Source organism: Streptomyces sp. YKOK-I1, from assembly GCF_054660435.1.
Genome location: NZ_BAAGDR010000001.1, coordinates 5,544,752 through 5,558,955, shown reverse-complemented (window position 1 = coordinate 5,558,955; position 14,204 = coordinate 5,544,752). Strand labels below are relative to the sequence as shown.

Annotated in this window: 6 protein-coding genes and 1 pseudogene; 5 read left to right on the top strand and 2 right to left on the bottom strand. The window is 71.5% G+C overall.

Annotated elements, in window-relative coordinates; translation table 11 throughout:
* Positions 1–142: 142 nt before the first annotated feature.
* Positions 143–4,000 carry an nSTAND1 domain-containing NTPase gene (locus ACYQ8Q_RS24735; protein ID WP_460067927.1) on the bottom strand — a complete coding sequence of 1,286 codons (3,858 nt, stop codon included), beginning with the start codon at positions 3,998–4,000 and terminating at the stop codon, positions 143–145.
* Positions 4,001–4,239: 239 nt separating this feature from the next.
* Here ACYQ8Q_RS24735 and ACYQ8Q_RS24730 point away from each other — a divergent pair, with 239 nt between their 5' ends.
* From ACYQ8Q_RS24730 to ACYQ8Q_RS24720, 3 genes are all read left to right on the top strand, one after another.
* The gene (locus ACYQ8Q_RS24730) at positions 4,240–7,599 is read left to right on the top strand and encodes a S8 family peptidase (RefSeq protein ID WP_460067926.1); all 3,360 of its coding nucleotides are present in this window, start codon (positions 4,240–4,242) and stop codon (positions 7,597–7,599) included.
* A 167-nt stretch (positions 7,600–7,766) separates the two neighbouring features.
* Positions 7,767–9,098 (top strand): D-alanyl-D-alanine carboxypeptidase/D-alanyl-D-alanine endopeptidase, encoded by a 1,332-nt coding sequence (gene dacB / locus ACYQ8Q_RS24725; RefSeq protein ID WP_460067924.1) that lies wholly within the window; start codon positions 7,767–7,769, stop codon positions 9,096–9,098.
* Between the two features lie 81 nt (positions 9,099–9,179).
* A complete protein-coding gene (locus ACYQ8Q_RS24720) occupies positions 9,180–9,611 on the top strand; it encodes a hypothetical protein (RefSeq protein WP_460067922.1) in 432 nt (143 codons plus the stop codon).
* Here ACYQ8Q_RS24720 and ACYQ8Q_RS24715 read toward each other — a convergent pair.
* Positions 9,595–11,574 (bottom strand): glycoside hydrolase family 97 protein, encoded by a 1,980-nt coding sequence (locus ACYQ8Q_RS24715; protein WP_460067920.1) that lies wholly within the window; start codon positions 11,572–11,574, stop codon positions 9,595–9,597. The two genes, ACYQ8Q_RS24720 and ACYQ8Q_RS24715, sit on opposite strands and share 17 nt — an antisense overlap.
* A gap of 529 nt (positions 11,575–12,103) precedes the next feature.
* Here ACYQ8Q_RS24715 and ACYQ8Q_RS24710 point away from each other — a divergent pair.
* The gene (locus tag ACYQ8Q_RS24710) at positions 12,104–13,615 is read left to right on the top strand and encodes an RICIN domain-containing protein (protein ID WP_460067919.1); all 1,512 of its coding nucleotides are present in this window, start codon (positions 12,104–12,106) and stop codon (positions 13,613–13,615) included.
* A gap of 152 nt (positions 13,616–13,767) precedes the next feature.
* A pseudogene (locus tag ACYQ8Q_RS24705) lies at positions 13,768–14,196 on the top strand (cellulose binding domain-containing protein); the annotation flags it as partial.
* Positions 14,197–14,204: the final 8 nt, after the last annotated feature.

Sequence of the window (14,204 nt, the reverse complement as noted above, 5' to 3'; positions counted from 1 at the left end):
GGTCTACGCCCTCTCGGGAACGCTGGACACAACACTGAGCGGCGATGCCGACGGACCAGCGGCGTCAGTCGGGGACGCGGACGCCGCACCACACACGCACCACAAACGCCAGACGAGGCCCAGGCCCCGGCACCGGCCCCGGCTAGTGCGCGTCGCACACCTTCCGGTACGTCGCGTCCGGCAGGTACGTCCTCCAACTGGTCCGGGTCAGGCCCTGGTCTCCCGCGCGGGCGCAGACGCGTCGCAGCGCGTGGGCGGGGTCGAGGTCGTACCGCTGGACGGGGACGTGGGCGCCGCTCGCGTACAGGGTGCGGCCGTCGGGGGCGACGGCGAGGGAGGTGATCGCCTCGCCGGGGGTGGGCAGGGGGCCGCCCAGGGGTTGGTGGGTGTCCGTGTCCCAGAGTTGGAGCGTGCCCTCGTCGCCGCCGACGGCGAGGGTGCGGCCGTCGGGGCTCAGCGCGACGGAGCTGATCTCCTCCGGGCTGTTGGCCGGGGAGTCGGGGAAGGCGTCGCGCAGGATGTCCGCGTGGTCGCTCAGGTCGCCGTCCCAGAGGGTGACGCGGCGCGCGACGTCGCCTGCGGCGAGGCGGGTGCCGTCGGCGGTGAAGGCGAGCGCGGTGATCCCGTCGTCCGGGGTCGGGCCCAGTTCCGTGGGACGGCCGGAGGGGAGGCGGACGGCACGGTTCTCGCCGGCGAGCAGTCGGCCGTCGGGGCGGACCGCGAGCAGGGAGCCCGCCGACTTCGCCACCACACCCGACCGGCGGCCCCGGGTCACGTCCCACACCTCGTCCACCGCACCACCCCCGGCGGCCGGGCGGGCCGCGTACAGGGTGCGGCCGCCGGGGCCGAGCGCGATCGAGAGCACGCTGTCGGCGGACGGCTGCTCCGGCGCCGTGCGCAGGGTGGCCAGGACCCGGCCGTGGGCCACGTCCCAGACGGTGATCCGCTGTTCGGCGGGGTTCTGCCCGAGGGCCGAGACGCCGTACGCGAACATCTCGCCGTCCGGGCTGAGCGCCATCAGCGGTGCCGTCTCCCGCGCCACGACGGGCCGTTCGGGGTCGGCGGGGCCGGGCAGCGGCACGGCGGGGAGGGCCCGTGTTCCCATGCCGGCGGTGTCGTCCCCACCACCGCTGCCGCGGTCCTCGGCGGTCCCCCGCAGCTCGAAGCGATAGCCGTCGCCGGTGAGCCGGGCGGTGGCCACCGTGGCGCCGTCCGGAGCGAGCAGGGTGCCGGCCAGGGCCCCGTGGCGCCACGCCGAGGTGGTGGCGGTCGTCGTGTCGAAGGAGTGGACGGTGTTGACGTCCAGGTAGCGCAGGGTGGTGTGGGCCGGGTTCCAGGCGAGGGTGCCGTAGGCCTGCTGTTCATCGAGGGGGTGGCGGAACACCGGGGCGTCGGGGGACGACAGCCGCCAGACCTTGATCTCCGTGCCGTTGGCCGTCGCCAGGAACGCCCCGTCCGCGCTGAACACGGCGGAGGTGACCTCCGGGTCGGAGACGGTGGCGACCTCGCGCCGCGTCCCGGTGTCCCAGGCGGTCACGCCGTTCGCGTCGACGGCGGCGAACCGCTGGGCGGCGCCCCGGGCGCCGCCGCCGAACACCAGCCGTACGCCGTCTGCGCACAGCGCGTCGGCGTTCTGCCAGGCTCCGGCGATCTCACGGCTGCCTCGTGTGTCCCAGAGCCTCGGCGCCTTCCCGGCGGGGCAGACGGCCACGTACCGGTCGTCGGGGCTCGCAACCACCTTCGCCCCGACGGATACGTCCGTCCCGAACAGCAGTCGCCCGTCGGCGACGGAACGAAGCTGCACCCGCCCGTCGACCCCGTCGGCCCCGTCGGCCCGGACGTCGCCCACCACATAGCTGTGTCCGCTGCCGCCGAGGGCGAGATACGTGCTTCGGCGGGGCCGCGGACGGGACTCCCCCACCCAGCGGTCCCGGGTGGTGTCCCACAGCCGGATGCCGTCGTCCACGGCGAGCACGAGCGTGTGGGCGTCGGGGCCGGCGGCGAACACCTGGGCGCCGGCCGGCAGGGTTCCGGAGGCGGTGCGGCGGTGCGTGGCCACGTCCCAGGTACGCCAGGTCGGGCCGTCGACGCCGAGCAGGGACCGGCCCGCGTCGACGACGTAGTCCGTCGACGCGCTGCCCGGCTCGGGGTCGGTGAAGGTGTCCAGTTGGGGTTGGGCGAGGGCGCCGAGCAGGGCGCGGCGCGACTCGGGCAGCCCGGCCAGCCGCCAGGCGGCGGCGCTCAGCTGCATCGCGGTGCGCGGTTCGGTCGTACGGAGGGAGTCGGCGACGGCGGCGGCCCGGCGGGCGGCGGCCTCGGTGCGCTGGCGTTCGCCCGCGCGGGCCTGCGTCACCGCGACCATGCCGACGGCCAAGGCCACCGCGACGACGGCGGACAGCATGGTGAGCAGCAGCCGGGAGCGGCGCGCGGCCCGGGCGGCCGTACGGTGTTCCGCGTCGCGTGCCTCCAGGGCGGCGGCGAGGAAGTCCCGCTCGGCCGCGGTGAGCGCGGTGTCGTGCGCGAACGCCTCGCGCGCGAGGTCGAGCCGGGTGCCGCGCCACAGGGTGCCGGGGTCCCGGTCGGCCTCCAGCCAGGCGCGGGCCGCCTCCGCCAGCCGCCGGTGCTGACGCAGGTGCTCCCGGTCCTCCTCCAGCCACCCGGCCAGCCGCGGCCAGCAGCTGATCAGAGCCTCGTGGGTGAGCTGGACGCCGTCCTCGTCGACGGTGAACAGGCGCGCCCCGGCCAGCTGTTCGACGACGCCGGGCACCACGGGGTCGGCCCACTCGTCGAGCTCGGTGCCGCTCAGCGGGCGCCGGGTGTCGGCGGTGGTTCCGCCGAGCTCCTGGCCATGGGGGCCGGCGGGTTCTCCCCCGGGCTCCACCATCCGCAGCAGCAGCCGGCGTGCGGCGGCCCTCTCCTCGGGATCGAGCGTGCCGTAGACCTCCTCGGCGGTCGCCGCGATCGCGCCGCGCACCCCGCCGGCCGCCTCGTACGCGGCCAGACCCAGCATGCGGCCGCGGCGGCGCCGCCAGGTCTCCAGCAGGACGTGGGAGAGCATCGGCAGCGCGCCCGGTTCGTCGAGGATCTCGTCGACGAGGCGGGCGGTCAGCTCCCGCTCCACCAGCAGACCGGCGGTCGCGGCCGGCTTGACGACGGCCTCGCGCAGCTCGTCGGCCGTCATCGGGCCGAGGGCGAGCGCGGCGCCGCGCAGCGCGTCCGCGAGGCCCCGGTGTTCCAGGCAGCGAGGGTAGAAGTCCGCGCGTACGGCGATCAGTACGCGGAGTCGGCTGCCCGGGTCCCGCGCCGCCAGCAGCAGGTCGATGAACCGGGCACGCTCGGCCTGGTCCTGGCAGAGCGTGAACGCCTCCTCGAACTGGTCGACCACCACCCAGCTCTCCGGCTCCCCCTCGGCGGGCGCCAGCAGATGACCGTAGGTGGCGGCGGGCCGCGCCCCCGGCGTGAGGATCCGCAGCGCCGTCGGCCGCCCGCCGTCGCCGTCGTGACGCCCGGCTCTCTCCTGCAGTACGGGGATCAGCCCCGCCCGCAGCAGCGACGACTTCCCGCTTCCCGACGCCCCGAACAGCACCGCCAGCCGGTGGTCGCGTACCAGCCCGCTCAGCTCCTCCGTCACCCGGTCGCGGCCGAAGAACAGCTGCCGGTCGGCGGGTTCGAATCGGGCGAGCCCCCGGTACGGCGCGCTCGTGGCGTCCCCGGTCGCCTCCGGTACCGCGGCCGTGCCGGCGGCCTCGGCCTCCTTCCAGCGCGTCTCCCATTCCTCGATGTCGCCGCCGCAGGCCCGTACGTACCCGCGCAGGACGTCGAGCGAGGGCAGCCGCCCGCCGCCCGCGGCCCGGGACAGCGTCGTCGCGGAGCAGCCGGCCGTCCCGGCCATGGCCTGGTACGACGGGCTGCCCGCGGCGCGGCGCAGTTCGCGGAGTCCGTGCGCGAGTTGCTGCACGGGCCCGGACTCCGGGTCGAGCGGTCTCTCGGGACGTCCCACGGGCCAGCCTCTTCCTGCGGACCACTCACCCGGGCCGAGGCCGGTCCGGTGCGACGGGTTCCGAATTGTTTCGCCTGATGGAGGGGGCTGTGCATCAACGTTCCGGTTGCCAGCCTCGGTGTCGACGGCGGATCCCAGCGGCCCCGGAGGACCCGGAGAACCCAACGGATCACCGCCGCCCCAGCACATCCCAGCAGATCGCTCGACACACACCAAGAGGGGGATCGTTGCGTAAGCGCGTGAGAAGTGCCGCGGTCGCGGCCGTGGCCGCGACCGCGGCACTCACCACCGGTATGACCGTCGCGGGCCCGACCGCCGCAGCCCAGGCGGACCCGGCCGGTACGACCGTCGAAGGCACCGCCGGGAACCCGGCGGGCGGCGGCTCCCGCCGTGTCACCCTCATCACCGGCGACCGTGTGGTCCTCGGCAGTGGGAACCAGGTCGTGGGCGTGGAGCGGGCCAAAGGACGCGAGCGGGTGCCCGTGCAGGTGCGTACCGTCGGCGGTCACACCCTGGTCGTGCCGATGGACGCGGCCCGGCTGGTGGCGAACGGCAGGCTGGACCGGCGGCTGTTCGACGTCGGCGAGCTGCGGAAGGTGGCCGACCGCGGGAGCCTGAAGAACGGTCTGAAGGTCATCGTCGGCTATCAGGGCACGGCGAGGACGGCCAGGGCCGACGTCCGGGACACCGGAACGCTGCGTTCGGCCTTCCGCACCCTCAACGCGGACGCCGTCCGGACTCCCCGGCAGGAAACGCCCGAGCTGTGGGACGCCGTCACCAACGGGGGCGCGGTCACCCGGGGCGACACCCTCGCCCCCGGCGTTTCCCATGTCTGGCTGGACGGCATCCGCGAGGCCGCCCTCGACAGGTCGGTGCCGCAGATCGGCGCCCCGGCCGCGCACGCGAAGGGCCTGGACGGCAAGGGGGTGAAGGTCGCCGTGCTCGACACGGGCATCGACACGACCCACCCGGACCTGAAGGACCAGGTGATCGCGGCCAGGAACTTCACCACGTCCAAGGACACCGGCGACCGCGTCGGGCACGGCACGCATGTCGCGTCGATCGTGGCCGGGACGGGCGCCAAGTCCCAGGGGAGGTACCAGGGGGTCGCGCCGGGCGCGAAGCTGCTCAACGTCAAGGTGCTGGACGACGAGGGCGGGGGCGACGACTCCTCGATCATCGCGGGGATGGAGTGGGCCGCCGAGCAGGGCGCCGACATCGTCAACCTCAGCCTGGGCGGCGAGGACACCCCCGGTGTGGACCCGCTGGAGGCCGAGGTGAACAAGCTCTCCGAGGAAAAGGGCGTTCTCTTCGCCGTCGCCGCCGGCAACGAGGGCGAGGGCGGCGCGCGGACCGTGGACTCCCCGGGCAGCGCGGCCGACGCGCTGACCGTCGGCGCGGTCGACGGCAAGGGCGGACTGGCCTCCTTCTCCAGCCGGGGCCCGACCGTCGACGGCACGCTCAAGCCGGACGTCACCGCACCGGGCGTGCAGATCACCGCCGCCTCGGCCAAGGGCAGCCTCATCGCCAGGGAGGTCGGCGAGAAGCCCGCCGGATATGTGACGATCTCGGGTACGTCGATGGCGACCCCGCATGTCGCGGGCGCCGCCGCCCTGCTCAAGCAGCAGCACCCCGACTGGACGTTCACCGAGCTGAAGACCGCGCTCATCTCCTCCGCGCAGGCCGGCTCGTACACGGCGTTCCAGGGCGGCGCGGGCCAGATCCGCGTCGACCGGGCCGCCGCGCAGACGGTGGTCGCCGAACCGGCCGCGCTGGACCTCCCTCTCCAGCAGTGGCCGCACACCGACGACACCCCGGTCACCCGGAAGCTGACGTACCGCAACAGCGGGGCGAAGGACATCACGCTGAGCCTCACCGGCGCCGCCCGCGACCCCGAGGGCAAGGCGGCCCCGGTGGGCTTCCTCTCCCTCGGCGCGGACGAGGTGACCGTGCCGGCCGGCGGCAGCGCGTCGGTCGACGTCACGGTGAACACCCGGCCGGGCGGCACGCTCGACGGTGGCTGGTCGGCTCGGGTGACGGCCACGGGCGACGGCCGGAGCGTCACCACACCGCTGGGCGTCATCCGGGAGACCGAGCACTACGACCTGACCCTCAAGTACGTGAACCGCGCCGGGGAGAGCCCCAAGCACATCGCCTCCCTGACGTCGATCGACAGCCCTGAGCAGAGCGCGACCCTCACCCCCGAGCACACCGGCGACACCGTCACCCTCCGGGTGGCGCCGGGCTCGTACATGCTGGAGTCGGTCAGCTCGAAGGACCTGGAGACCTACGAGGGCGGCATGGACTGGCTGATCGCGCCCCGGCTGAGCGTCACCAAGGACATGACCGTCACGCTGGACCTGAACAAGGCGAAGTCACCCGACATCACGGTGCCCGACCCCAAGGCCAGGCAGCTCAACGCGTGGGTGTCGTACAAGTACTACGCGGGGCCGAGCGGTCAGAACGGCAACGGCGTCATCGTGCGCTCCTTCTCCGACATCCGGCTCGCGCACATCGGCCCGAAGGTCGACAACCTGTCCCAGAACTGGTCCGGGCAGTGGACCACGGGCGGGAACACGGAGTACGACATCGTGGCCGCCGCCCCGGTGAAGAAGATCAAGGGCGCGTACGTCCACCACTACACCGCGGCCGAGTTCGCCACGCTGAAGATCGGCATGGGCTCCTCGGTGCCGGGGAAGTCCGGCGGGGTCGCGCTCACCGCCATCGTGCCCGACGGCTACGGCTACCGGTCCGGCTTCGCCGCCGAGGTCCCGCAGAAGCTGCCCGGCACCCGCACGTACCACGTGTCGGCCGTCGGCGGCGCCCAGTGGCGGCCCGACTTCTACCAGTACTCCGGGAAGAAGGACGAGGACGGCAACCCGGTCGCCGAGGTGAGCTCCTCGGTCCCCGACTATCTGACGCCCAGGGCGGGCCGTACCTACCCGATCCGCTTCAACACCGCGGTGTTCGGACCGCGGGTGCCGTCCGGCACCGACGGCGGTGTCCGCCGTGACGGGAACACGATCTCGGGCGTGCTGCCCCCGTTCACCGACAGCGCGGGCCACGACGGCGAGTCGGACATCACCTCCGCGACGACGACGATCTACCGCGACGGCAGGAAGCTCGCCACCCGCCGCGCCCCGCTCGTCACCGGTACCACGTTCAGGGTCCCGGCGGGCGAGGCCGCCTACAGGCTGACCACCTCGGTCCGACGCAGCGCCCGGCTGTCGGCCGTCTCCACCCGCACCGACGCCACCTGGACGTTCCGCTCGAAGAAGACCGGCGCGGACGGCGTCCGGCTCCCGGCCTCCTCGGTCCGCTTCAGCCCGGCCACCGGCCTGGACGGCCGGGTGACGGGCAAGGCCGCCACCTTCCCGGTCACCGTCGAGGGACCTGCCACGGGCCGCAGCCTCAGGTCGCTGAAGGTGTGGGCGTCGTACGACCACGGCCGCACCTGGAAGAAGGTCACGGTCGCCCACGGCAAGGTCACCGTGAGGAACCCGGCGAAGGGGAAGTCCGTCTCCCTGCGCGCCAAGGTCACCGACAAGAAAGGCAACACATCGATGATCTCGATCTACGACGCGTACTACCGAAAGTAGACCGAAGGGCGCCAACTGGCGCCGGCCGTACGGCAGACCGACCGCGCCAGTTCTTCACCGGAAATCCATCAGCAGCAAAGATCATCCTGTTACTTTAACTTTCAAAATTTCTGGCGCCCCTCATCGCCCACGTCACCCCACTCACGAAACGCATATCGAGGCCCCCCATGCATCTCCCCTCCGCAGTCCGCAGCAGTGGCCGCCACCGCAAGGCCCGCACGCCGAACCCGGTGCTGCGCCGGGCGGCCGTGCTCGCGGTGACCGCCCCCGTCGCCGGGGCGGTCCTGGCCGGTCCGTCCGCCTTCGCCGCCGACAAGGCCACCGCCAAGGCCGGTGCCACCGCACTCGACGCCGCCGAGCAGAAGATCGCGGACAACCTGAACACCCGCAGCCAGGACACCCGGCTCGGCAGCAACCTCAGCGGTGTCGTCATCGACGCCAAGTCCGACAAGGTGGTCTGGGGCCACCACGCGGACACCGCGCTGATGCCCGCCTCCAACACGAAACTCGCCACCTCCACCGCCGCGTTGACGGTGCTCGGCCCGAGCCACCGGCTCACCACCCGGGTCGTGTACGGCGACGGCACGCTCACCCTCGTCGGCGGCGGCGACCGCACCCTGACGACCGACGACCTCGACGCGCTCGCCAAGACCGCCGTCGCCGGACTCGGGAATGCCGGGCTCACCTCGGTGAAGGTCCGCATCGACGACAGCCTCTTCCCCGAGCCGACCCTCGCCACCGGCTGGAACACCGGCTACTACCCCGACTCCATCGCCCCCGTACGCGCCCTGGTCGTCGACTCCCACAACGTCGAGGACACCTCCCTCGACGCCGGCGGCGTCTTCGCCGGGCTTCTTGCCGAGCACGGTGTCACCGTCGAGGGCGAGGTCACGCGCGGGGTCGTCGGCAAGGGGGACGTACCCGTCGCCACGCACACCTCCGACAAGCTGTCCACGATCGTCAAGCAGATGCTCAAGGTCAGCGACAACGACATCGCCGAGTCCCTGCTACGCCTCACCGCGATCGGCGCCGGCCGCTCCGCCACCTTCGAGGACGGCACCGCCGTCGTCCGCGACGTTCTCACCCGGTACGGCATCTCACTCGACAACTTCGCGGTGTACGACGGCAGCGGCCTGTCGCGCGCGACCCGGATCCCGGCGCGGACCATCGCCGACATCCTCGACCTGGCCGCCGACCCCCGGCACGCCCAGACGCTGAAGTACGTCATCGACGGGCTGCCCGTCTCCGGTGAGGCCGGTGCCACGCTGGGCCCGGAGTGGGGGCGCTTCGACACCGCCGACTCCAGCTGCGCCGTCGGCAAGGTCAAGGCCAAGACCGGCACCCTCACCGGCGCCATCGCCCTCAGCGGTCTGACCAAGGCACAGGACGGCCGCTGGAAGGTCTTCTCCTTCATCGAGAACGACTCCACGGCGGGCCCGTCCGACATCAAGGACGCCCTCGACGGCCTCGCCGCCACGGTCAACGGCTGCTGGGCGTAAGGGGTCCCTGCACCACCAGCCACCGGCGGGATGGGGGGTGTCCCCGCCGGGGGCGGCGGTGCGGGGCGTCAGCTCCAGGCGTTGAAGCCGATGCCGGACGGCTTGGTGTCGCAGGCCGCGGAGGCGGAGGCCGCCGAAGCGGCGCGCGAGGAGATCGCCCTCCGGAGCCACCCCGCGGTGCTGCGGGTGCTCACCCCGGGCGCACGGCCCGCGCAGACGTACGGACACCTGCCGGCACCCGCCGAGGCCGAGCCGGAGAGCTGGGTGGTGGTCGACCCGTTCGAGGAGATCTTCACCCTGACCGACGCGCTGTCCGGTACCGGGCTGCTGCTCCGGCCGATGACGGCGGACGGGCCGGGTGCTCGCCCCGGCCGCGTAGCAGGTGCGCGCCGCCCGCCAGTTGTTGCTGCGGCTGGTCGAGCCGGGCCGCGGCACCTCCGACACGCGGCGCCCGCTGAATCGCGCCGACCTGGCCGAGTGGACCAGTTCCTTCGAGTCAGCTCGCCGGTGTGAGGATCATCGCCTGCCCGCCCGCGCTGGTCATGGCCACGTCGAGAGTGCCGGCGGAGGTGACCGTCCGGGTGCTGACGACCGTGGGGGTCCCGTGCGGAGCGCTGCCGGCCGTGCCGTCGGCGTAGATCGTGGCCGTGTAGGACGTGCCGCTGTCGAGGAAGCCCAGCGGGACCGGCACGGTGCGCGCCTCCTCGTTGTTCATCACGCCGAGGAACCAGGTGCTGCCGCTGCGGCGGGCCACGGCGACGTACTCGCCGAGGGAGGCCACGACCGTGGTGCTCTCGTCCCAGGTGGTGGGGATGGCATCGAACCAGGCGAGGCCCGGCCAGTTGGCGGCGGTGGCGTACGCGGAGGGCTTGGAGTACCAGTAGAGGAAGTTCAGCGGCTGGTAGTAGACGGCGGCCATCGCCATCTGGTGGGTGTTGGTGGTCTGGTCGCGGGACTGGCCGTAGCAGATGGTGTAGTCCATGGGGCCGCCGACGTTGCGGGCGAAGGGCAGGAGAACGTTGTTGGTGGCGGTCGGGAACTGTTCGTTGCCCCGGACGCCCTCCAGGCTGATCCAGTTGGGGTAGGTGCGCTCGTAGCCCCACGACCGGACGTCGTCGTGCATGTCGATCAGCAGCTCGTACGTGGCGGCGGCCTTGGCCCAGGCGATGATCTGGTTGGTCATGGCCTGGGTGCCGTCGTTGATGAAACCGAGCTTGATACCGGCCACGCCCCAGCTCTTGTACAGGGCGAACAGGGTGTCCGGGTCCGTCGCGGCGATCCGGTTGACGTAGAGGAAGACCCCTATGCCCTTGGAGGTGGCGTAGTCGATCACTGCGGGCAGGTCGATGGCGGATATCGCGGCGGTCGCGTCGGTGGTGGTGAACTCCGGGCCGTACCAACCGGCGTCGTACTCGATGTAGTCCAGGTTGCGGGCGGCGGCGAAGTCCACGCCCTGGGTCCCGGCAGCGGTCGTCAGCTCGCAGCGGAACACCTTGCCCGGCTTGATCCAGGAGGTGTCCGGCAGGGCGCAGGCCGGGGCGAGGTTGAGCACGAGCTCGGCGTTGTCGATCAGGTCGCCGGCCTCGTCACCGAGCACCAGGACACGCCACGGCGTGGCGAACGGCGTGGTGACGGTCGTGGTGTTCTGTGTGGTGCCCGCGGAACGGGCGGACTTCTTCATCAGGTACGTCTTGAGCGTGTTGCCGGCGCCGGTGACGGAGCTGACCATCGACCGCGGGTAGTCCACCCGGGAGGATTCGCAGACGGTGGCACACAGGCCGCTGTCCAGGGTGACCAGCAGCGGCAGGTCGCTGAGGTTGCCGTTGTCGGTGCTGGAGGTGCCGCTGTACGGGATGGCGTCCGGCGCGACCGGGGTGTAGGCGCCCTCGTCCCGGGCGCTGTAGACCGTCGTGTTGTCGGGGAAGGCCCAGGTCGTCAGCTCGTCGGAGATGGTGGAGCTGCCCTTGTCGAGCAGGACACAGCGCAGCGCGACACCCGTGTCGTAGGCACGCAGTTGGACGGAGAAGCCGACACCGCTGGTGCCGTCCCGCAGGTTCCAGCGCATCTCCTGGTAGTGGTCCCGGATCGTCGCGTTGCGACCGAAGACCGGGGTCCAGGTACTGTCCTTGGTCCAGTGCTGGTAGTTGGTCACCGACACGGTGCGCGTGCCCAGTTCGGTGCCGTCGCTCAGCACCAGGCCCAGTGCCGAGGGGTTGAGGACGGTCGTGCCGCCGCGCTTCACCGACCACTGGAGCACCCCGCCGACCAGGGACAGCGTGATCCTGTTCGTGCCGTCCGGCGAGGTCGCCGTGATCGACGAGTCCGCCGCCTCCGCCACGGACACGTAACCGAGGCCGATGACCACACCCCCTGCGGTGACCGCCGCCCCCTTGAGGAGCCCTCGTCGGGACAGCCCCCCGGGCCGCTCGGTCGTGGGCGGACGGTCGGGCAGGTTCCCGGATGCGGAAGTTTCCATGGCGTGCACACCTCTCCTGGGCGCTACAACGGCCTGCTGCGCGAGACGCCACTTCTCGAACAAAATCCACCAGTACCGAACCGTCGTCGACTCGCAGGGGCTGTTCTACGCGCCGACCTTCCGACTGGTCAACAGGTGTGAGGAAACGTTTCGTCGCAAGGAAGGAGCCAGAGTGAGACAAATAGGCGGATAGGAGGAGCATTCCTCCATCGAGGGCACGAAGGGGCGTCGCCGATCACCGACGACGTGGTTCTTCGACCCATCCATCCGACGGGATCAGTCAAAAAGAAACAGAAACCAACGCCGATGTCTTGACAGGGCTTGTCTCGACAGTTGTCATTAACCCGCCATACAGCGGATATGTACGTCCTCCCGTCAGCCGGTCACGGACCCGGCGCCGCCCCACACGGCCCCGCCGTACCAGGTTCCTCCGTACCAGGCCCTCCCCGTCTCCGAAGCACAAGCGGCACCGCTGTGCCCGCCTCCGGACAGACGCGGGCCCGGGACCTCGAAGAAGAGGTGAAGAAGCATGCCCCAAGGAACGTCCGCCGACCAGAATCACCGCCACGGCCACAGCCCATGGCGCACCGCCGCCGCCCTGCTGCTGACCCTGTTGGCAGGTGTCGCCGCGCTCCTGATGCCCGCCTCGGCAGCCCAGGCCGCCACCACCGTGACCTTCACGACCGGCGCGGCACGGACCGACACCAGCGGCAACACCCTGCAGCTCCATGGCATGGGCATCATCAAGGTCGGTGACACCTGGTACGGCTTCGGCGAGAACAAGACGGGCACCACCTCGTCCAACACGTCCTTCCAGGCCATCTCCTGCTACAGCTCGACCGACCTGGCGAACTGGACGTACCGGGGCGACGCGCTGTCCCTCCAGAGCAGCGGTGACCTCGGCCCGTCCCGGGTGGTCGAGCGGCCGAAGGTGATCTACAACGCGACCACCCAGAAGTACGTGATGTACGTGCACATCGACAGCCTCACCTACTCCGAGGCCAAGGTCGGTGTCGCGACCAGCAGCACGCCCTGCGGCGCCTACGACTATCGGGGGAGCTCCCGCCCGCTGGGCCAACTGAGCCGTGACATCGGCCTGTTCCAGGACACCGACGGCACCGCCTACCTGATGTCGGAGGACCGCAACAACGGCCTGCGCATCGACCTGCTCTCCAGCGACTACCTCACCCCGCTGAGCACGGTCGCCATCCTGGGCAGCGGCGGCGGCGCCAACAGCTTCGAGTCACCCGCGATGATCAAGGCCAACGGGATCTACTACCTGCTGGCCTCGCACCTGACCGGCTGGAGCCTGAACGACAACGTCTACTCCACCGCCACCTCGGTCGGCGGCACATGGTCGGCGATGAGGAACTTCGCGGCCCCGGGCACCAAGACGTACGGCAGCCAGACCGCCAACATCATCACGGTGGCCGGCACCTCCGGTACGACGTACATCTACGCCGGTGACCGCTGGAACGCCTCCGACCTCGGCGCGTCCCAGCTCATCTGGCTGCCGCTGACCATCAGGGGCACGACGGTGAACCTCGGCCAGTACCCGGCCTGGTCACTGGATGTCCAGGCGGGCACCTGGACGCCGAACAGCGGCGTGCCGAGTGCGGCGGCCCACACCCTGACGAACTCGGGCAGCTCCATGCTGCTCGACGTCACCGGCGCCTCCACCGCCACCAACGCCACCGTCATCCAGGCGACCGGCACGGGCGGGGCGGACCAGCGGTGGACCCTCACCAAGGTCTCGGACAACATCTACACGCTGAAGAACGTCAACAGCGGGCTGTGCCTGGACGTCCCCAGCAAGTCGACCGCCGAGAACCGCCAGCTCATCCAGTGGACCTGCAACGGCGGCACCAACCAGCAGTTCTTCTTCGACCTGGTCGGCAGTTACACCGGCAGCGTCTACATGCTGGTGAACGTCAACAGCGGGCTGAACATCGGTGTGCTGAGCAATGCGACGACGACCGGAGCGGCGGTCGTCCAGCTCACGGGCACGGGTGCGGCGAGCCAGAAGTGGACCGTCGGCTGACGCCCTCGTGGTGAGGTGAGTGCCGGCTCGCTGCCGCTGACCGTGGCAGCGAGCCGACCACCGCGTTTTTTCGGACCGCTGACGGCAACCTTGCGGCGGCAGGCGGCGACCAAGGGGAAGTTCCAGCACGCACAGCACCCCTGGAGTCCCGCATGAGTTCACGCCCCCTCGCCGGTCACCGTCTGCGCAGACGCTTCCTGAGACCTGTTCCCGCCGCCGTCGCCGGTGTCCTGGTGGCAGGGGGTGTGGCGGCGGTGCCCATCCTGGCCAACGGCGCGTCCGCCGCCCCGTGCAGCGTGTCCTACAAGGTCGTCTCCCAGTGGGGTGACGGTTTTCAGGGCGTGGTCGCCGTCACCAACAACAGGAGTACGGCACTCAGCAGTTGGAAGCTGACCTTCGGCTTCGCCGCGGGGCAGAAGGTCTCGCGCGGCTGGGAAGGCAAGTGGAAGCAGTCGGGGAAGAAGGTGACCGTCACCAGCACCGCCTCGAACCGCGGACTGGCGGCGGGCGGTGTGATCTCCACCGGCTTCCTGGCGTCCTTCTCGGGCTCCAACCCCGCGCCCAAGTCGTTCAAGCTGAACGGCAGGAC

Bases quoted from the DNA above. Each gene is read 5' to 3' on its own strand.
- dacB (WP_460067924.1), top strand. From the start codon at position 7,767: ATGCATCTCCCCTCCGCAGTCCGCAGCAGTGGCCGCCACCGCAAGGCC.
- ACYQ8Q_RS24715 (WP_460067920.1), bottom strand. From the start codon at position 11,574: ATGGAAACTTCCGCATCCGGGAACCTGCCCGACCGTCCGCCCACGACC.
- ACYQ8Q_RS24710 (WP_460067919.1), top strand. From the start codon at position 12,104: ATGCCCCAAGGAACGTCCGCCGACCAGAATCACCGCCACGGCCACAGC.